Origin of the sequence: Paraburkholderia ribeironis (assembly GCF_900019265.1) — a bacterium.
Classification (GTDB): Bacteria; Pseudomonadota; Gammaproteobacteria; order Burkholderiales; family Burkholderiaceae; genus Paraburkholderia; species Paraburkholderia ribeironis.
In genome coordinates, this window is the sequence record NZ_CYGX02000004.1 from 91,959 (window position 1) to 110,424 (window position 18,466).

18 protein-coding genes and 1 pseudogene are annotated in these 18,466 nt (G+C 62.0%); 16 read left to right on the forward strand and 3 right to left on the reverse strand.

Annotation, left to right across the window (positions count from 1 at the left end; all coding sequences use genetic code 11):
- Window positions 1-347: 347 nt before the first annotated feature.
- Complete coding sequence (locus BN2475_RS33335) at window positions 348-755, forward strand: hypothetical protein (RefSeq protein WP_143325709.1); 408 nt, start codon at window positions 348-350, stop codon at window positions 753-755.
- 41 nt (window positions 756-796) lie between these two features.
- On the opposite strand, the gene BN2475_RS01155 is transcribed toward BN2475_RS33335, so the two are convergent.
- A complete protein-coding gene (locus BN2475_RS01155) occupies window positions 797-1,138 on the reverse strand; it encodes an SHOCT domain-containing protein (protein WP_159444510.1) in 342 nt (113 codons plus the stop codon).
- Window positions 1,139-1,345: 207 nt separating this feature from the next.
- Here BN2475_RS01155 and BN2475_RS01160 point away from each other — a divergent pair, with 207 nt between their 5' ends.
- From BN2475_RS01160 to BN2475_RS01185, 7 genes and pseudogenes are all read left to right on the forward strand, one after another.
- Entirely contained in the window at window positions 1,346-2,008 is a 663-nt protein-coding gene (locus BN2475_RS01160; protein WP_094777751.1) for a recombinase family protein, read from the forward strand.
- A gap of 489 nt (window positions 2,009-2,497) precedes the next feature.
- Window positions 2,498-2,677: a ribbon-helix-helix protein, CopG family gene (locus BN2475_RS01165; RefSeq protein ID WP_094777752.1), complete on the forward strand. Its 180-nt coding sequence runs from the start codon at window positions 2,498-2,500 to the stop codon at window positions 2,675-2,677.
- Between the two features lie 2 nt (window positions 2,678-2,679).
- A complete protein-coding gene (locus BN2475_RS01170) occupies window positions 2,680-4,341 on the forward strand; it encodes a mediator complex subunit 15 domain-containing protein (RefSeq protein ID WP_094777753.1) in 1,662 nt (553 codons plus the stop codon).
- A gap of 83 nt (window positions 4,342-4,424) precedes the next feature.
- Window positions 4,425-4,631: pseudogene (locus tag BN2475_RS36425) on the forward strand (hypothetical protein); the annotation flags it as partial.
- Between the two features lie 285 nt (window positions 4,632-4,916).
- Complete coding sequence (locus BN2475_RS01175; protein WP_245841117.1) at window positions 4,917-6,827, forward strand: hypothetical protein; 1,911 nt, start codon at window positions 4,917-4,919, stop codon at window positions 6,825-6,827.
- Window positions 6,828-6,837: 10 nt separating this feature from the next.
- Window positions 6,838-7,332, forward strand: a complete 495-nt coding sequence (locus BN2475_RS01180) for a hypothetical protein (RefSeq protein ID WP_094777755.1) — start codon at window positions 6,838-6,840, stop codon at window positions 7,330-7,332.
- Window positions 7,332-7,556: a hypothetical protein gene (locus BN2475_RS01185; RefSeq protein ID WP_094777756.1), complete on the forward strand. Its 225-nt coding sequence runs from the start codon at window positions 7,332-7,334 to the stop codon at window positions 7,554-7,556. Before BN2475_RS01180 ends, BN2475_RS01185 begins: the two co-directional genes overlap by 1 nt.
- Before the next feature lie 364 nt (window positions 7,557-7,920).
- On the opposite strand, the gene BN2475_RS01190 is transcribed toward BN2475_RS01185, so the two are convergent.
- Window positions 7,921-8,646, reverse strand: a complete 726-nt coding sequence (locus BN2475_RS01190) for an HIRAN domain-containing protein (RefSeq protein WP_143325710.1) — start codon at window positions 8,644-8,646, stop codon at window positions 7,921-7,923.
- Window positions 8,628-9,566: a HipA domain-containing protein gene (locus BN2475_RS01195; protein ID WP_245841118.1), complete on the reverse strand. Its 939-nt coding sequence runs from the start codon at window positions 9,564-9,566 to the stop codon at window positions 8,628-8,630. The genes BN2475_RS01190 and BN2475_RS01195 overlap by 19 nt, the downstream gene beginning before the upstream one ends.
- A 272-nt stretch (window positions 9,567-9,838) precedes the next feature.
- Here BN2475_RS01195 and dapF point away from each other — a divergent pair, with 272 nt between their 5' ends.
- The 8 genes from dapF (at window position 9,839) to hslU (ending at window position 18,455) form a co-directional block, all read left to right on the forward strand.
- Window positions 9,839-10,750 carry a diaminopimelate epimerase gene (gene dapF / locus BN2475_RS01200; protein WP_094777795.1) on the forward strand — a complete coding sequence of 304 codons (912 nt, stop codon included), beginning with the start codon at window positions 9,839-9,841 and terminating at the stop codon, window positions 10,748-10,750.
- A gap of 58 nt (window positions 10,751-10,808) precedes the next feature.
- Complete coding sequence (locus BN2475_RS01205; protein ID WP_094777759.1) at window positions 10,809-11,531, forward strand: DUF484 family protein; 723 nt, start codon at window positions 10,809-10,811, stop codon at window positions 11,529-11,531.
- A 24-nt stretch (window positions 11,532-11,555) separates the two neighbouring features.
- Entirely contained in the window at window positions 11,556-12,479 is a 924-nt protein-coding gene (gene xerC / locus BN2475_RS01210) for a tyrosine recombinase XerC (protein ID WP_094777760.1), read from the forward strand.
- A gap of 88 nt (window positions 12,480-12,567) precedes the next feature.
- Window positions 12,568-13,770 (forward strand): class I SAM-dependent rRNA methyltransferase, encoded by a 1,203-nt coding sequence (locus BN2475_RS01215; RefSeq protein WP_094777761.1) that lies wholly within the window; start codon window positions 12,568-12,570, stop codon window positions 13,768-13,770.
- A 202-nt stretch (window positions 13,771-13,972) separates the two neighbouring features.
- Window positions 13,973-15,058 carry a CobW family GTP-binding protein gene (locus tag BN2475_RS01220; RefSeq protein WP_094777762.1) on the forward strand — a complete coding sequence of 362 codons (1,086 nt, stop codon included), beginning with the start codon at window positions 13,973-13,975 and terminating at the stop codon, window positions 15,056-15,058.
- A gap of 642 nt (window positions 15,059-15,700) precedes the next feature.
- Complete coding sequence (gene dksA, locus BN2475_RS01225; RefSeq protein ID WP_028203189.1) at window positions 15,701-16,120, forward strand: RNA polymerase-binding protein DksA; 420 nt, start codon at window positions 15,701-15,703, stop codon at window positions 16,118-16,120.
- 442 nt (window positions 16,121-16,562) lie between these two features.
- Window positions 16,563-17,099, forward strand: coding sequence for an ATP-dependent protease subunit HslV (gene hslV, locus BN2475_RS01230; protein ID WP_094777763.1), 537 nt, complete (start codon window positions 16,563-16,565; stop codon window positions 17,097-17,099).
- Window positions 17,100-17,108: 9 nt separating this feature from the next.
- Complete coding sequence (hslU, locus tag BN2475_RS01235; RefSeq protein ID WP_094777764.1) at window positions 17,109-18,455, forward strand: ATP-dependent protease ATPase subunit HslU; 1,347 nt, start codon at window positions 17,109-17,111, stop codon at window positions 18,453-18,455.
- Window positions 18,456-18,466: the final 11 nt, after the last annotated feature.

The window sequence follows — 18,466 nt, forward strand, 5'->3', positions numbered from 1 at the left end:
GGCTTGCGGGCCGCGAGACCACCCCTGCGCACAAGAGATTTTCCACGTAAGAAGGACGGACCACCGGCGATTGACTACTGAGGGCGCGGATACCATCGAAATGCAAAAAATGAATTAGATTCGAGAAATGATTCCAAAATGGAATGCAGGAGTAAAATCGCGCGCCAGGCAAGACTTTGGCTGATTCGGGGTTTGCGGATCGGGGTTTGTGTTTTAGTGGCAAAAAGAGGTGCGGTGCGAGCGTCAAAAATATCCACGACAGCCGGTGCCGGCACGTGGCCCGGGTTCGCTCATGCGCAACCGGCGGAGGATCGGGTCAGACAGATCGAAGTAGAACGGGAAAAAACATGAAGCGCATTTTTCTGATCGCGGGAATGAGCCTGTCGTTCAATGTGTTCGCGTGGACCCTTGCCGGTTTGCCGGCTTACCAGAGTTACCAGAATCAAACGGTGCCGCAGCAACCACAGCCGTCTTATAGCCAGCAGTACAACACCGGCTATAACGACGGGTACATGAACTCACATGGCTATGCCGCGCAAAACGGCTATGGGCCTGCGTATCAGGACGGATACAACGCCGCATGGAAAGCGGAGCATCGACAACGACGGAGTGGCAAAAGATGCTTCTCGGTGCTGGGGCCGGCGCAGTCGTCTACCTGCTCCACCTGCTCTACCAACTCGTTGGCGAGATCCGATCGGCAAATGCGAAGCTTCAGCGAATTATCGAGTTACTCGTCGATAATGGTTTCAGGCTGAAATGACGCCCTAAACGATCGCGCCAAACCTGACGCCCTCAATCACATGCCCTTCAAAATCTCTGCGCGCTTTGAGTTGTACTCTTCCTTGGTGATCAGGCCGCGCTTATAGAGATCGCTCAGATCCGCAAGCCTCTGCGGCGTGCTGCCCGCTGGGGCCGGCACATCGGCTGTCCTTGCGGGACACGCAGCCGCACACAGATGCATGGCATCAGTGCATTGGTGCTGCGCCATTAGTGGGAAGAGAGTGAATTTGCCGAGGCAGTCGGAATACTTCGCCGTACAGGATTGCGCGCAATTCGCATCAAGTTTGCTGGTGTCGATGTCCGCAACGCTTGCGCATCCGGCTAGCAGCAGCATCGATAACAGTAGCGTCTTTTTCATCATCATTCTTCTGTGAACCACTTGGTGGGGATCTGCCTAACGTCGGTGCTGCGCATTTTACTACTCAGTGCTTTAGCGGTCCCACGTGCTCGCAACTGTCGAGTGGATTCCAGCGTCGTAACGTCTCATTGCATTTCGATCAGTGTCGGCCTATCATGACTACACATTGTACGAAGGTCCTGAAATGAAGTCAGAAGGGGAATCGAGATGGCAAACGGTAAGTTCGTGACGTACCTGCGAGTTTCGACAGCACGTCAGGGGGCCAGCGGTTTGGGTCTCGAAGCCCAGCGGGAAGCCGCCACCCGATTCCTCAACGGTGGCCAGTGGGAATTGATCGGTGAGTTCGTCGAGACTGAAACCGGTAAGGGCTTTGATGCGATCGCCAGGCGCCCGCAGCTTCGCGCAGCGCTTGAGATGTGCCGCAAGACCGGCGCGCGCCTGCTTATCGCGAAGCTCGATCGCCTGGCGCGCAACGTCGCGTTCATTGCCGGCCTGATGGAATCGAAGGTCAAGTTTGTCGCCGTCGATATGCCAGAGGCCTCTGAGCTGACTATCCACATTCTGGCGGCATTCGCCGAGCACGAAGCCAAGCGTATCAGTGAGCGCACGAAAGACGCACTGCGCGCCGCCAAGGCCCGTGGTGTTGTTCTCGGCGCGACCGGGTCGGCCAACCTCAAGCCGAACATCGAAGCCCGCCAGCGCGCCGCTGATGACTTCGCGGCGTCACTGTCGAACGTGCTCGCAGGGTTCAAATCCGCCGGCATGACGCAACGCGCGATGGTCGAAGAACTGAACGCCTTGGGCATCAAGACTGCTCGCGGCGGTCAATGGTCGCTGATCCAACTGCAACGCGTTCTCGCTCGCGCGTAACGCATCAGCAATGCGACGACGCTGCCAGCGGCGGACGCAACAGCCACCCCACCCGCAAGCCCGAGCAGACAGGCCGGGGGATGGAGGATAGGCACCCCGGCGCCTTGCATTTACCTAACTCTGGGGGCCAGGCGGCCCCCGCCGTCGGGGTGGTTTCGCGGCTGAGACCATCTTTCCAATCCGCGAACCGGAAAAACATCGATGAAAGTTTTGTAATGATCTCCAACCCGCGTACCCCGAACTCTGGGAGCCTCGGGATCCCACGGCCCCCGGGTGCATGAAATCCCACCGGCATTTCCGCGCGCCGCCATCGAAACAACATGCACGAAACCAACTGGCGTTTTTCTGCCAGTTCGCTGGCCCCTCGAAACCCCCGCGACAGATCCAGCTATAGCAACTGCTATACAAAACCCAATAAAATCAAAAGCTTGCATTATAAGTTAGTACTGCTTATGATAGTGCTTATAGACATACCTTAAGGTGCGCGCAATGCGTCGAACAGCAATCCATCTGGCAGCTCAGCAGGTCATGCGCCTGCGGGTGCTATCGAACGGATCGGGATTGAGCGTCGCGGAGTTGATCCGTCGCGCGATCGACGAATTCGCGGACCGTCAGGCTTTGAAACAGGGCGATGCGATGCAAGGCCCGGGCAAGTCGCAAGGAGAATGAGCATGGCCACTTGGGCAGACTACCAGGCGCTATTCCAGCAGATGGGCGCGCAACGCCAGCAGCAACAGCAGCAGGCGCAACAGGACCGCCAGCGTGCACAAACCGCGCAACAGGCCTACGGCCAATACCTCGCATCGCTGGGCCAGCAGCCGCAAACCTCGCAGGGCGGCAACCTGCTCGCGCCTCCGTCCCAAACACCCGCGCCGGGGCAGGCGTCTCAACCGATGCAGCAGCCCGGCCAATCCCAAGGACAGATGCAGACTCAGGGGCAGTCGGCGATGATGGGCGTGGGCAACCAGATGCCGCCTCCACCCGTCCAGCAGGCTTATGCGGCGGGCGTGCAGGCCGGGATGCAGCACGCGACGCGACAGGCTCAGCAGATGCAGCAGCAGCCTGTCGGAGCGGGTGGGCAACCGCCGCCTTTCCGTCCGATGCCGGCCAGTCCGCCGCCACAGCAAGCGGCACCCTCGGCGCTCTCCACCCCTCCTGCGCCGCCGATGCAGACGGACGCGGGTGCAGGTGGCTCGACCACGAACGGCCCGATGTCGTTGCAGGGCGCGGTGCAGTGGATGGAAAAGAACAACATCGCGCCGGAAGATCGTCCTGCCGTGCTTCAGCAGATGATGCCCATGCTTGATTACCAGTCGAAGCAACAGCTGGCAGCAGCACAGGAACAGGACCGCAGGGCACGCGAGAGGGAGACCGCAGAGTACCGTCGCGCGTCGCTCGACGCCCGGGCAGACTCGTCGGCAGCGGGTGGTTGGACGCTTGTCACAGAGGCGTCGGGCAAGAACTATCGGCTCAACACCCGCACCGGAGAAGCGGTGCCCGTGGAGCTGGGCGGCGCGCCGGCATCCGGTCTCACGAAGACGGGCAGCCGTTTCACGCCGGGCGTAGGTGCAGGCGACGTGACCGACTACGGCAAGCCACTCACGAACACGACCTGGGAGAGCAACGCGCAGGCGATCGCGTCGGGCAGCATGGCGCCGATCCCTCTTTCGTCCCGCGCGAAGGGTGCGCAGGAAATTATGGCCCGGGTGACGCAACTCAATCCTGATTACGACGCGAAGGATTACGGGACGAAGGCGGCGGCGGAGAAGTACTGGGCGACCGGCAAGGGCGGTCAGCAGGTCAACACGATCAATACTGCGTTCTCGCACGTGGGCAATCTGCAGGAGACGAGCCGCGAATTGAAGAACGGAGGCGTGCCCGCGTGGAACGCGTTCGCCAATCGCATCGCGGACGCAGCGGGGCAGCCGGCGCCGCGTGACTTCGGCGCGCAGAAGGCAATCGTTGCGGGGGAGGTGGTCAAGGCGATCGTGGGTGCGGGCGGCGGCACGCTGGAGGATCGCAAGGAGATCCAGCAACTGTTTGATAACGCGAATACGCCTGCGCAGATGACCGGTGTGATGCAGAAGGTGCGCGAACTGATGGCGGGCAAGCTCGAAGCAATGGAGCGTCAGTACCGCAAGAGCACCGGGCGCGATGACTTCGGCGACTATCTGAGCCCTGAAGCCGCATCGTATCTGCCGTCTGATGGCAAAGGTGCTGGCGCTTCAGGTGGCGGTGGCCCTGTACGGGTCAAGTCGGTTGCGGAAGCAAGGAAGCTGCCGTCAGGGACCGAATTCATATCGCCTGATGGTGTAACCCGGAGGGTTCCGTAATGGCTAGCGAATGGGATGCCTTCCCGCCGGTGAGCGGTGGGCAAAAAGCACCGAAGACAGTGAGCTTTGTCGATGCGGTTCACATGAACGAGTCGGGCGGCGCATCCGATACACGTGCGGGCATCGTGAACCCGGCTTCGGGCGCACGCGGCAGCATGCAGGTGATGCCTTCCACGGCGATCGCTCCGGGGTTCGGCGTGAAGCCGTCGAACGGCACGCCGGAGGATGACGCACGCGCTGGACGGGACTACGCGAACGCGATGCTCAAGCGCTACGACGGCAACCAGTCATACGCAGCCGCCGCCTACAATTGGGGACCCGCCAACGCGGACAAATGGATCAAGGGCGGTGCAGACCTTGCGAAGCTCCCGAAGGAGACTCGCGACTACGTTGGCAAGATCCTGGGGCAAACCGGCTACGACGAGTGGGCCGCGTTTCCCAAGGTGAGCGAAGATGGCGGGAAGGCGTCGCCGCACGCCGCCCAACCGGCCGCACCAGCGCCGAAGCAACCACCGCAAACGCTCGCGGGGTTCGTCGGCGGGAACCTCGCGAAGGGTGCCGCAAGCGTGCTCGGCATGCCCGCCGAGATCGGCAGGCAACTCGGCTCGGCGATGCAGACGCCCGAGGCGAACCGGTTCAACAGGCTGATCGGTGCTCCGCAGAATGTAGCTGGCGAGAAGCCCATGGCGGGCAGCACCGAGAACATCGAACGCCTGATGCGCGAGCACGGCACGATTGGCCCGTCCGCCGAGCCCCGTAATAACCTCCAGCGTCTGGCTGCGGCCGGCTTGCAGGCGCTTCCGTCTGCTGCCATCCCCGGTGGCGGCGCCAGCGCACTTGGTCGAGTCGGAGCCGCGATCGGTTCGGGCGTTGGCGGTGAGGCAGGGCGCCAGATCGGCGGCACAACCGGGCAGATCGCAGGCACACTGCTCGGCGGCGGTCTGGGCGGCGTAGCTGGCGCAGAACGCGGCATCCCCAAGCCGCCTTCCGAAGCTGCACGTGCGTCGCAGGCTTCCGGTATCCCGCTCACGATCGGGCAGGAGACGGGCAGCACTGCCCTGAAGTTTGTCGAGAACCGGTTGCGTGAACTGTTCCCGTCGAAAGGGACTGCGCGCGCTGACGAGCTTGCACAGGTCACGGCGGGCGCCAACCGCGTGAACGAGCTTGCCGATCAGATCAGCAAGGGTACGACTGCTGACCCTGAGGCGATTGGCTTGCGGCTTCGGGGTGCCTATGGCGGGACCGTCAGAAAGATCGACGCAGTGCGGGATGCGCAGGCGAAGACGGACTATGACGCCGTTCGCCAGTTGGCCGGTGACAAGCCAGTGATCGGCTACAGGAACACGATGGACACGCTCGACAGGATCATCGACGAAAACAGGAACGTACCTGGAGCCGATGCGCAAAAGATTGCCGCTCAAGCCCAGAAAATCAAGGAAGCACTTACGACCACGAGAGCGGGTGCACCTGCGCAGCCTCCGTCTTCGATTCTGAATGCGCAAGGCCAACCTGCAAGGTCGGGCATCCCTGCCGCACCATCCGCTACTGGTGCAGCGACGCACACGATCGGCGATGCCATGAAGACCCGTTCGGCGTGGGGGCGCGCCGCCCGTCGCTCGGGGAACGTATTCTCCGACATCGATCCGAATGCGAACCAGGTGCTCGCGAAACGCCTGTTCGGTGCGATCAATCGTGACTTCGACGAAGCCAGCACTGCATCGACGCCCATCGCGAAGGCGCTGAAAACCGCCAACACGAACTATCGGAAGGCATCCGATTCGATCACTTTTATCGAAAAGTCGGCGCTCGGTAAGCTGCTCGGCGAAGACGTGACCGACGCCGCGTTCAGTGGACAGACCGCATCGACCAGGGCGCCGGAAGCTATCGCCCGCCGGTATCTCAACATGCAGCCCAGCGAGGCCCGCTCGGTCACAACCATCCTCCAGCAGCATGCGCCCGATGTGCTCAACGACACAAAGGCATTTGTGTTGCGCAACGGGCTGGAAGCGGCGAAGAACGACGTACCCGGTGCAGCTCCTATCTCGTTCGCCAGATTCCGCAAAGAGATGGATCGGGTACAGCCAAAGCTCGAAGAGCTGGGCTTCACGAAAAAGGAAATCGCAGACATCAAGGATGTTACGGACACGATGGCGCGAGCGGGCGACAAGGCCGGCGCTAACCCTTCGGGGACGACGGGAGCCGTGCACATGCTGGAGACAGCTCGCGAGGGCCTTATGGGGCATCCCGCCGCCGCCGCCGTGTCCGTCGTAACACCCTGGGTGATGTCAAAGGCGCTGCTAACCCAAGGGGGTAGGGATCTGCTGCGCAAGGCCTATACCGCGACCGCCCCCGCTGCTCGTGCCGCTGCGATCGGGGCGTTGCGCAGCCAGTATGCGCCGCCGGCACGGCAAGGCGGCCCTGATGCGACGGGCGCCCCCGGTGCTATCCAGCCGCCGCCGCGAAACACGGTCGACAACCCGTTTTGAGGAAACCGACATGCTGACCGTAAATTCCGTTTTCATCGTCGCGATGGTCGTGCTGCTTTGCGTCGACCCAGGTGGCGCCATGCGAGGATTGCTTTGCGTCGCTGGTGCCATCGTGATTGGCGTCTCAGGTCTTCTTTTCATGACAGCGCTTGCCGTCCTGCCGGGGGTGACCGTCGGCAGTCTGGCGGGCTATATCGCCCACGACACAGCACGCTCATGGGCTGTGCTCGCGCTCTGTGTGCTGGCGTCCCCGGTGGCACTCTGGGTGCTCTGGCTCGTCTCCAGAGAGCTAAAACCGGTAGCGTTTGTTCTTGCAAGCAAGCATGGCCTGCGAGCCATCCTGGCCGGCGGCGTGGTGACGGTTAGCATGTGGGCGCTAAGCCCGACGTGGGCGATTGCGCTCGGCGCGGCGGTGCCGCTCATCTGGGCGCTGCGAAAGGCTGGCATTTACGACGAGCCACTTTACAAACCGGAGCCGCTGCCGGGATTCAGGGAGGCTGAGTGATGTCCACTGCATGCCTCGCTCTGAAACTGTGCGCCATGGCGCTGCTCGTCGCCTTCACGCTCAAGATACTGCGCGAGTCGGCTGCAACTCGTGCACTGGCGCTCTACGCGGCGCCACTCGCTCTGCTCGTCGTCTATGCCGTTCCCTCGAATCCGCTCAACCTTCCGATCACCGGCACGGTTGCGGCGTTCGCCATCGTCCTGTCAGCAAAAAGCGGGGTCTAGCATGTTGAGCGTAATCATTTTCGCTTTCGTTCTGCTACTTCTCGCCTCGGTGCGCATCGCGCGAGCGGTTGTCGCCCTGTCTCCGCTTGCTCTCCTGATGCGCCGGCACGCTTTCACGATCACGGCGCTGGCGTGGGCTGCCGGGAGATAGCGGGTGCCGAATGTTCTCGTTGCGTTCGTCCTCGCCACCTTGGGGGTAATCGGTTTGCGCGCTTTACTGCCACGGAAACTCCGGCCGTCATGGTCCGATCTGACGGGGGCGATTCTTATCACGGGCTTTCTAACCGCCGTGGGCGCGATGACAGCGCTGTGCACGTGGTTCTCGACTGCCAGCGTGTGTTCGTGAGGCTCGGTCAGCTGCCGGCTATGAACCGCTCGGCGTAACGGCCACGAACAAATACACCAGCGGGCGCTCCGGCTTGCCATTCAGCCGATCGATATACGCCTCAACATGGCCTCGCTCAAGCCATCGATGCACCGCCGGCAACATGGGGACCGGCACATAGCCAATGCGCCGATCGCGATGTAACACCGCTACGGCGTGAGAGTCCGCTTCGTTCGAGGGCTCTGGTTCGAATTGGACAGCATCACCAAGTTCCAAATCGGTCGCTGGCACTCCTTGCCGCCAAAAACCAGCCACCTCCATTACCGTTTCCAGCGGCAACGGCGCGTTCGAAAAGTCTGGACATAGCTCAAAGCCGTCGCCTGGCAACTTCGCCCCTGTGTATCCGAGCAGAGCAAAGTCCGAACCATCAAACGCTTCTGACAGACGGTACTTCTCCAAATATTCGGTGAAATCTCGACGCTTGCGGGAAGGCAAACGCCGCACGAACGCCTCTAGGACGCCCTTGCGGTGTTCGTCCTCTGCTCGATTGAACGCGGGGTACCCTTGGAAACCTTCCGCCTTCGCAAGTTGGTAGTCGTGAGATTGGTTCAGGTAACGAAAAACTGCCTCGCCATGTTCGAGGATAATCTCCGCCACAACTCGCCGGCGGCGCTTTTCGGCCCCCAATTCTGGCGGCTGCCAGGATAGCCAAAGCCTCGACGGCTCAGCCACGTGCTCAATTTGCCTCATGACAAGATCGCGCATAGTCGCCTGTATCGAAGAGTAACTAGCCTGAGGGTAAACGAGAGTCGAGCTTCCCGAAATCTAACGGGCAAATCTAGTTTACACAGTTCGGCAAGCCTCTGTTCAAACTCTTCCAGCGAGAACTTGGAGAGCGTTTCCGCCAGAGGTGGCTTCAGCGCTGGGTGCGCCTCGACTACGTACTTCACCATCTCGAAATGCTGACTCCTTGCCTTGTTGTCATTGAGCAACTTCATATGGTGGCAACCTCTATTGAGGTAAGCGGTGCATTTGTTATCGTCCCAACCTCCGACATGCTCTAGGTGCCTTTCCATGCCTAGGCTCGTGCCATTGTCAAACAGTGGCGACAATCGCTCCCGGACCCCACCTGCTCCAGTCGACGATAAAAAACCCCAATTATCCTGATGCCTGTCTGTATTGCCGATTAGGGCATCGAAGAGAAATGCTTGACCCCAATACAGCAGCCAATCTCCCTCCAGACCGTCGCGCGCTGCGCGAAGACAAACCCGCTGGACCAATTGGAAACTGTGTTGGGTCCCTTTTTTGCGATCATATTCCGGCATGAGTCGTTGAAGCCTATTTCCTCCGGCTATGAACGACTGTTCACCGTCGACAAAGAACCATTCAATCAGAGCTCCACAGACATTTCGATCGCGGTGAACTGCTATGTACGCCGGCGGCACTTCCACGTCGATCAGGCACCCTACAATGTAGGCTATTGTCTCCGCCCAAAATTGCTCCGGATATCGTGGATCTGACAGCTTGAATAAGTAACGACGGCCGGGTTTCAAAAACTCATGTGGCACCACTTCCGGCGGAAACAACGCAGACTTCTCCCGTGCTCCTTCCGGGTAGTGTGGGTGTTCGGGATCTTCCGGCCACTCGGTCACGTCGATGACGGCCGGCTGCATTACAGGAATCACGCTTTCCAAGTCCCGTCTTGAACATTGTCCATTTGGAGCGCGAGTTTAGAAGACGCAGCGCCGCAACACAACGCGCAAAACGATCCAGCCAGGCATATGATCCGCCGTAAGGCGCATATCCAAGGCCTCAAGGTCATTCGTGGGCTTCGCCGACGTTACCCTGTAAAATCGTCCACTGCTATCTTGATTGGTAGCCAGATGGGTAGCTAGAGGTTCGAATTACTGATTTCGATTTGACAAAACGCTTGCTACACAAGGCGAAGAAAGATTCTGTGAAACTGAAATTCACCAAGATGCACGGCGCGGGCAACGACTTCGTCGTACTCGACGGCTACACCCAAGCGCTCAACCTGACGCCCGCTCAAGTGCGCGCGCTCGCGGACCGGCATTTCGGCATCGGCGCCGACCAGTTGCTGCTGGTCGAGAAACCCACCGTGGACGGCGTGGAATTCAGATACCGCATCTTCAATTGCGACGGCGGCGAGGTCGAGCATTGCGGCAATGGCGCGCGCTGCTTCGTCAAGTTCGTGCGCGATCGCGGCCTGACCGATCAGCGCAGCGTGCGCGTGCAGGTGCAGAAGGGCACCATCACGCTGACCATGCAGGACAACGGCGAAGTGCTGGTCGACATGGGCGCGCCGGTGTTCGAGCCGGAACGCCTGCCGTTCGCCACCAAAGGTCTCGAAGGTCGCCGCGAAGGCGCGGACACGCTCTGGCCGCTCGACGTGAATGGCACGACGCGCTGGATCTCGGCGGTGTCGATGGGCAATCCGCACGCCGTGCAGGTGGTCGACGACGTCGAAGCCTTCCCGGTGCGGGTCGAAGGCGCGGTGATCGAGCGGCACGCGCGTTTCCCGCAGCGGGTGAATGCGGGCTTCATGCAGATCGTCGGCCGTAGCGAGATCAAGCTGCGTGTCTACGAACGTGGCGCCGGCGAAACGCTGGCGTGCGGCACGGGCGCGTGTGCGGCGGTCGCGGCGGGCATCCGGCGCGGGCTGCTGGATGCGCCGGTGCGGGTGCACACGCACGGCGGCGACCTGACCATCTCGTGGGACAGCACCCAGCAAGGCGAGCCGCTGCTGATGGCTGGGCCCGCCGCGACCGTCTTCGAAGGCGAGATTGAATTGGCCGACTCGTTAGCCGATTCGCTGGCCGACTCACTGGCCAGTTCACCCGCCGCTTGAACTCATTGACCGACGCGCCGCCCCAAGGGCGGCGTCCCGTAGTCCCTTAGCCGAAACCATGAACGATCGCGAAGTCGCCGAATATCTGCTCGCCAACCCCGAATTCTTCGCCGAACACGCGGAAATGCTCGCGACCATCCGGCTCGCGAACCCGCACGGCAAAGCCGCAGTGTCGCTGCAGGAACGGCAGATGGACATGTTGCGCGACAAGAACAAGCATCTGGAACGGCGGCTCGCCGAACTGCTGCGCTACGGTCACGAGAACGACAGCATTGCGTCGAAATTCAATCGCTGGACCATCCGCGTGATGGCCGAGCGCGATCCGTACGCGTTGCCGCGCACCATCGCCAATGGTTTGCGCGATGTTTTCGACGTGCCGCAAGCCGCGCTGCGCGTGTGGGATGTGGCCGAGCCTTACGCACAGGCCGACTTCGCGCGCCATGTCGGCGAGGAAGTGCGCATTTTCGCAGGCAGCCTCACCACGCCGTACTGCGGCGCGAATACCGGCTTCGAAGCCGCGCAGTGGCTGGCGCCGGCCGTCAGCGCCGTGACCGACGAGAGCGCGTCCGGCAACGCGACGTCCGACGCGGCCCACGTCACCGAATCGATCGCGCTGCTGGCGCTGCGCGACCCCGAGGGCAACGAAGAAGCGCCCACCTTCGGTCTGCTGGTGATGGGCTCGGCCGACGCACGCCGCTTCCACGAGGGCATGGCCACCGATTTCCTGACGCAGATCGGCGCGCTGGCCAGCGCGGCGCTGAGCCGTCTGCTGCCGCGCTGATTTCGCGATTCGCGCGCCACCACCGTGACCACCGCCGACCCGATCGCCGCCTACCTGTCGAATCTCGAACATGAGCGGCGGCTGTCGGCGCATACGCTGCGCGGCTACACCCACGAACTCGACGAACTGCGACTGCTGGCCAAAGGCCGGCCGCTTGAAAGCCTCACTGCCGTCGACATCCGCGGCGCCGTGGCGCGCGCCCATGCGGGCGGCCTGACCGCGCGCTCCATCAGCCACCGGCTATCGGCATGGCGCGCGTTTTATCGCTGGCTCGGCGGCCGCGTCGACTTGCCGGCCAATCCGGTCGCCACGGTGCGCGCGCCGAAGCAGGCCAAAACGCTGCCCAAAGCCCTCTCCGTCGACGACGCCGCTCGTCTGATGGACAGTCCGCCCGCTGCATCGACCGAAGGTTTGCGCGACCACGCGATGCTCGAACTGTTTTACTCTTCCGGCCTGCGCCTCGCGGAACTGGTCGGCCTCGACGTCCGTTTCATCGATGCCGACGGCTACCGCTCCGCCGGCTGGCTCAGGCTGGACTCCGCCGAGGTCGAAGTGCTCGGCAAGGGCAACCGGCGCCGCGTCGTACCGGTCGGCAGCAAGGCGCTGGACGCGTTGAATGCGTGGCTCGCGGTGCGCGACCAGATGGTCAGGCACGATCCGCATCCGCTGTTTCTGTCCGTGCGCGGCAATCGGCTGTCGCCCAACGTCGTGCGTGAGCGCGTGAAGCGCGCGGCGCTGGTCGCCGGCATTCCCGCCAACGTGCATCCGCACGTGTTACGGCATTCGTTCGCCACGCACGTGCTGCAGTCGAGCGGCGATCTGCGCGCCGTGCAGGAACTGCTCGGGCACGCCAGCATCACCGCCACGCAGGTTTACACCGCGCTGGACTTTCAGCATCTCGCCCGCGTCTACGACCAGGCGCATCCGCGCGCCAAAAAACGCGGCTGACGTCGCCTGTTGCGACCCGTAGTCGCCGCTTTCGCTTCACTTGCCGCGGGCGTCTCGCCACGCGGCCCAATGCTCTGCTGACACCCTGATGAATACCGTTACGCTCAAACCGTCGAAAGAAAAATCGCTGCTGCGCCGCCATCCGTGGGTCTATGCCAACGCGATCGATCGCGTCGATGGCCATCCCGCAGCCGGCGCGACCGTGCTGGTGCGCGCGCACGACGGCCGCTTTCTGGCGCGTGCCGCCTACAGCCCGCACTCGCAGATCCGCGTGCGAGTGTGGAGCTTCGACGAAACCGAGCCGATCGATCACGCGTTTTTCAAGCGCCGCGTGCAGCGCGCGCTCGCGCATCGCCGGACGATGGTGCGCGACACCGGCGCGGTGCGGCTGATTTTCGGCGAAGCGGACGGCCTGCCTGGCCTGATCGTCGATCACTATGTCGCCGACGACGCAGACCAGCGCAGCCAGATCGTCTGCCAGTTCATGGCGGCCGGCGTCGAAGCGTGGAAGGACGCGATTGTCGCGGCGCTGATCGGCGCCACTGGTTGTCCGAACGTCTATGAACGTTCGGACGTATCGATTCGTCAGAAGGAAGGGCTCGAACAGATGACCGGCGTGCTGGCGGGCGAACCGCCATCGGACGTGTTGATCACGAGCGAAAACGGCGTGCGTTACCACGTCGACGTGCGCAATGGCCACAAGACCGGCTTTTACGTCGACCAGCGCGACAACCGCCTGCTGGTGCAGCAGCTCGCGCAGGATCGCGACGTGCTGAACTGCTTCTGCTACACCGGCGGCTTCTCGCTGGCGGCATTGAAGGGTGGCGCGCGGCGCGTGGTGTCGATCGATTCGTCCGGAGAAGCGCTCGCGCTCGCCCAGCAGAACGTGGCGGCCAACGGCTTCGACGCTGAACGCGCCAGCTGGCTCGACGCCGACGCCTTCAGGACGCTGCGCCGCCTGTACGACGACGGCGAGCGCTTCGATCTGATCGTGCTCGATCCGCCGAAGTTCGCGCCGTCGCGCGAGCACGTGGACCGCGCGTCGCGCGCCTACAAGGACATCAACCTGACCGGCCTGAAGCTGCTGCGGCCGGGCGGTCTGCTGTTCACCTACTCGTGCTCGGGCGCGATCGACTCCGAACTGTTCCAGAAGATCGTCGCCAGCGCGGCCGCCGATGCGCGCGTGGACGTCCGGATTCTCAAGCGACTGGGCGCGGGCGTCGATCACCCGCTGCTCACGGCGTTTCCGGAAGGCGAATACCTGAAGGGGCTGCTGTTGCAAATCGCCTGATCATCCCCATTTCGGGGTTGTTTCGCGCGGGGGGCGGCGAATGGGCAACGCAACGCGCAAGCGGGCCCAAACCGCCGCTGCCAGCGCGGCGTTGACAGATATGTTTCAATAACCGGCTAGAGCGGGCCGCGCGCCATCCGGCTGCAGCGCCCCGCCTACGCTTTCGATTACGCACCGTTTCACGACAATACAGGCGACCTCCATGATCCCAGTCACCATCCTGACCGGCTTTCTCGGCAGCGGCAAAACCACCCTGCTCAAGCGCATCCTGAATGAAAAACACGGCATGAAGATCGCCGTTATCGAGAACGAGTTCGGGGAAGAGAACATCGATAACGAGATTCTCGTGCAGGACACCACCGAACAGATCATCCAGATGAGCAACGGCTGCATCTGCTGCACGATCCGTGGCGATCTTTCGCGTGTGCTCGGCGATCTGGCGCAGAAGAAGCAAGCGGGCGAACTGGACTTCGACCGCGTCGTGATCGAAACCACCGGTCTCGCGAATCCGGGCCCGGTTGCGCAAACTTTCTTCATGGATGACCAGATCGCCAGCGAGTTCCTGCTCGACGCGATCATCACGCTGGTCGACGCGAAGCACGCGGACCAACAGCTCGACGAGCACGAAGTGGTGCAGCGTCAAGTCGGCTTCGCCGACCGTCTGTTCATCACCAAGGCCGATCTGGTCGACGACGAGCAGCTGGCCGATCTGCGCCACCGTCTGCTGCACATGAACCCGAAGGCGGCGATCAGGGTCGTCAATTTCGGCGAAGCAGACATCAAGGAAATTTTCGATCTGCGTGGCTTCAACCTGAATTCGAAGCTCGAGATCGATCCGGAGTTCCTCGCCGAAGACGAACACGCGCACCACCACGCTCACGCACATGACGAGCATGGCCACACGCACGATCACGCGAACTGCGATCACGACCATGGCCATTGCGACCACGAAGGGCACGATCACGCGCATCATCGCCATGCGCATCACGACGACAAGATCAAGTCGTTCGTGTATCGCAACGACCGTCCGTTCGATCCGAACAAGCTCGAGGATTTCCTCGGCGGCATTTTGCAGATCTACGGCGAGCGCCTGCTGCGATACAAAGGCGTGCTGTATATGAAGGGCGTCGATCGCAAGGTCGTGTTCCAGGGGGTGCATCAGATGATGGGCAGCGATCTGGCCGCGAAATGGCAGCCGGTCGAGAAGAAGACCAACAAGATGGTGTTCATCGGCATCGAACTGCCGCAAGACCTGATCACCGACGGCCTCGACGCCTGCCTCGCCTGAGTGCGCGTGCGAACTGCGTGCGCGAATTGAGCGCGGTGCGCATCAACGGCGCGGCGCACGCCCGCGCTACCGCGCCTGCTGCGCATCGTGCAAGACCCGCACCGCGTTAATCATCTGCTGAATACGCGGTGCGGCGAGCGCAAAGTAGCCGCAAGTCCTCTGTATGAAAAGCGCGTGAAAACCCTGCTGTATTAATGCGTGCACGACCATCGCTTTTTGATCGTGCGCGCGTTATATTTTCGGGATATCAGTGCGCCGCAGGCAGATTTTCACCAGTTGCGGTGCCGGATTGTGATTCAGTTACAATACGTGCCCACTGGAGAATGACAACGAATTGCCCGGTCAGCGCGTGTCCCGCGCCGGGTCTGAAGCGGCGCCGGAAAACCTTGTCCGGGCAACACGCCGACAATGCCGGCTGGCACAGCCTGTAAAGGTATGCTGCCGGCAAGCGATGCCTCAGGAGCATTTGAGAATCGGTTTCCAGAGGAGTTCGGCCCCGCATTGGCGTAGCGGCCCCGGCGTCACGACAGCCCACCGTCCATGCCCGCCCTGCGTTGCGCGTCCTCGAGGCGCTTTTTGCGGTCTATACGAGAGTGCGGGCACTCTGTAAGAGTTTTGCCTCACATTGAAGAAGTAAGCCAGATGACGACGAAACGACTCTTGACCGAAGCCGAAATCCTGAAGATGAGCGACAAGGATTACATGAATGAGGATCAGCTCGCCTTCTTCAAGAACAGGCTCGAACAGCTGCAAGCGGAAATTCTCCGCAATGCTGGCCAGACGACCGAGAACCTGCGCGAAACCGTGATCGTACCGGACCCGGCCGACCGTGCAACGATCGAGGAAGAGCATGCGCTCGAACTGCGCACGCGCGACCGCGAACGCAAGCTGCTGAAGAAGGTGCAGCAATCGCTCGCGCGCATCGATTCGGGCGACTACGGCTGGTGTGAGGAAACCGGTGAGCCGATCGGCATTCCGCGTCTGCTCGCGCGGCCCACGGCAACCCTGTCGCTCGAAGCACAGGAACGCCGTGAACTGCGCCAGAAGCTGTTCGGCGACTGAACGTCGGCGGCGCGGCTTCGGCGCCGCGCCCTGAAACGCTGCTTCGTCGTGAGGCGCACGGTAAGCCGTGCGCTTTTTTCTTTTGTGCGGCGCTGCATGCGCGTCATCGCGCAGACGACTTCACCCGATCGATGTACGGCACGTTCGAGGCCGCTCCGAGCCTATCGGCCCGTTCCTTCCATTTGCGCGCGGACAGCCTTCCCTCCTTCCAGCACGCCGCCCCCGCACCATTTCCGCGCCCGCACCAAATCCCCGGTTTTTTGTTTTATGCCGTCTGGCAGCTCTTGATATGACCGCGCACGCCCTAAAATAAATCGGACATGCGCTGCACGAGCGCGCGCCGACCCGTTGAGCTTCGGCGTCGCGCGCCGTCCGTTTTCAGGATTCATGCGATAGCGCATCGCGCTGTCGCGTCCTACCCGTTTTGCAAAGAGGAACGCATATGGAGCAATTTCACGGCACGACGATCGTCTCCGTGCGCCGCGGCGACAAGGTCGCACTCGGCGGCGACGGCCAGGTGACGCTGGGCAACATCGTCATGAAAGGCGGCGCGAAGAAGGTCCGGCGCATCTACAACAACAAGGTGCTGGTCGGCTTCGCCGGCGGCACGGCCGACGCCTTCTCGCTGCTCGACCGCTTCGAAGCGAAGCTGGAAAAACATCAGGGCAATCTCACACGCGCTGCCGTCGAACTCGCGAAAGACTGGCGCACCGACCGCATGCTGCGCCGCCTTGAAGCCATGCTGATCGCCGCGGACGCCACCAGCACGCTCGTGATTACCGGCAACGGCGATGTGCTTGATCCCGAAGGCGGCATCTGCGCGATCGGTTCAGGCGGCGCCTATGCGCAAGCCGCCGCGAAAGCGCTCGCCGACAACACCGAGCTGTCGCCCCGCGAGATCGTCGAGAAGTCGCTGGAGATCGCCGGCGATATGTGCATCTACACGAACCACAACCGCGTCATTGAGACGATCGAGTAAGGACACACGATGAGCACCATGACCCCTGCCGAGATCGTCTCCGAACTCGACAAACACATCATCGGCCAAGGCCGCGCGAAAAAAGCCGTCGCCGTCGCGCTGCGCAATCGTTGGCGTCGTCAGCAGGTCGAAGAACCGCTGCGCCAGGAAATCACGCCGAAGAACATTCTGATGATCGGACCGACCGGCGTCGGCAAGACGGAAATCGCGCGGCGTCTGGCGAAGCTCGCCGACGCGCCGTTCATCAAGATCGAAGCCACCAAGTTCACCGAAGTCGGCTACGTGGGCCGCGACGTCGACAGCATCGTGCGCGATCTGATGGAAATCTCGGTCAAGCAGACGCGCGAAACGGAAATGCGCAAAGTGCGGACCAAGGCCGGCGATCAGGCTGAAGACCGCATCCTCGACATCCTGCTGCCGAAGGCGCGCCCGGTCGGATTCGGTTCGAGCTCGAGCGCCGCGGACACCGCCGACGAAGGCGGCAGCACGCGCCAGACGTTCCGCAAGCGTCTGCGTGAGGGGCTGCTCGACGACAAGGAAATCGAGCTCGATGTCGAACAGCCGCAAGTAGGCATGGACATCATGGGCCCGCCGGGCATGGAAGACATGACCGAGCAGATCCGTTCGATGTTCGCCAACATCGGCGGCGGCAAGAAAACGCGCCGCAAGATGAAGGTGAAGGAGGCGCTGAAGGTGCTCACCGACGAAGAAGCCGGCAAGATGCTGAACGACGAGGAGGTGAAAGCCAAGGCGGTGCAGAACGTCGAGCAGAACGGCATCGTGTTTCTCGATGAGATCGACAAGATCACGTCGCGCAATGAAGCCGGCGGCGGCGAAGTGTCTCGCCAGGGTGTGCAGCGCGATCTGCTGCCGCTCGTCGAAGGCACCACGATCAACACCAAGTACGGCATGGTGAAGACCGACCATGTTCTGTTCATCGCGAGCGGCGCATTTCACCTGGCCAAACCGAGCGATCTGATTCCCGAGTTGCAAGGCCGCTTTCCGATTCGCGTCGAACTCGACTCGTTGTCGGTCAAGGACTTCGAATCGATTCTGGTGTCCACCGACGCGAGCCTCGTCAAGCAATACCAGGCACTCCTCGCTACTGAAGACGTGCATCTCGAATTCGCCGACGAAGGCATTCGCCGCCTCGCCGAGATCGCTTATGCGGTAAACGAGAAGACCGAGAACATCGGCGCGCGCCGTCTGTACACGGTGATCGAAAAGCTGCTCGAAGAAGTCTCGTTCTCGGCCGGCAATCACTCGGGCAGTACGGTGCAGATCGACGCGGCGTATGTCGATCGCGCGCTGAATGAAGTGGCGGAAGACGAAGACCTGTCGCGCTACGTGCTGTAATGTCGATACGG

Coding starts and splice junctions, on each gene's coding strand:
- BN2475_RS33335 (WP_143325709.1), top strand. CDS start 348: ATGAAGCGCATTTTTCTGATCGCGGGAATGAGCCTGTCGTTCAATGTG.
- BN2475_RS01155 (WP_159444510.1), bottom strand. CDS start 1,138: ATGAAAAAGACGCTACTGTTATCGATGCTGCTGCTAGCCGGATGCGCA.
- BN2475_RS01160 (WP_094777751.1), top strand. CDS start 1,346: ATGGCAAACGGTAAGTTCGTGACGTACCTGCGAGTTTCGACAGCACGT.
- BN2475_RS01165 (WP_094777752.1), top strand. CDS start 2,498: ATGCGTCGAACAGCAATCCATCTGGCAGCTCAGCAGGTCATGCGCCTG.
- BN2475_RS01170 (WP_094777753.1), top strand. CDS start 2,680: ATGGCCACTTGGGCAGACTACCAGGCGCTATTCCAGCAGATGGGCGCG.
- BN2475_RS01175 (WP_245841117.1), top strand. CDS start 4,917: ATGCCCGCCGAGATCGGCAGGCAACTCGGCTCGGCGATGCAGACGCCC.
- BN2475_RS01180 (WP_094777755.1), top strand. CDS start 6,838: ATGCTGACCGTAAATTCCGTTTTCATCGTCGCGATGGTCGTGCTGCTT.
- BN2475_RS01185 (WP_094777756.1), top strand. CDS start 7,332: ATGTCCACTGCATGCCTCGCTCTGAAACTGTGCGCCATGGCGCTGCTC.
- BN2475_RS01190 (WP_143325710.1), bottom strand. CDS start 8,646: ATGCGCGATCTTGTCATGAGGCAAATTGAGCACGTGGCTGAGCCGTCG.
- BN2475_RS01205 (WP_094777759.1), top strand. CDS start 10,809: ATGAACGATCGCGAAGTCGCCGAATATCTGCTCGCCAACCCCGAATTC.
- BN2475_RS01215 (WP_094777761.1), top strand. CDS start 12,568: ATGAATACCGTTACGCTCAAACCGTCGAAAGAAAAATCGCTGCTGCGC.
- BN2475_RS01220 (WP_094777762.1), top strand. CDS start 13,973: ATGATCCCAGTCACCATCCTGACCGGCTTTCTCGGCAGCGGCAAAACC.
- dksA (WP_028203189.1), top strand. CDS start 15,701: ATGACGACGAAACGACTCTTGACCGAAGCCGAAATCCTGAAGATGAGC.
- hslV (WP_094777763.1), top strand. CDS start 16,563: ATGGAGCAATTTCACGGCACGACGATCGTCTCCGTGCGCCGCGGCGAC.
- hslU (WP_094777764.1), top strand. CDS start 17,109: ATGAGCACCATGACCCCTGCCGAGATCGTCTCCGAACTCGACAAACAC.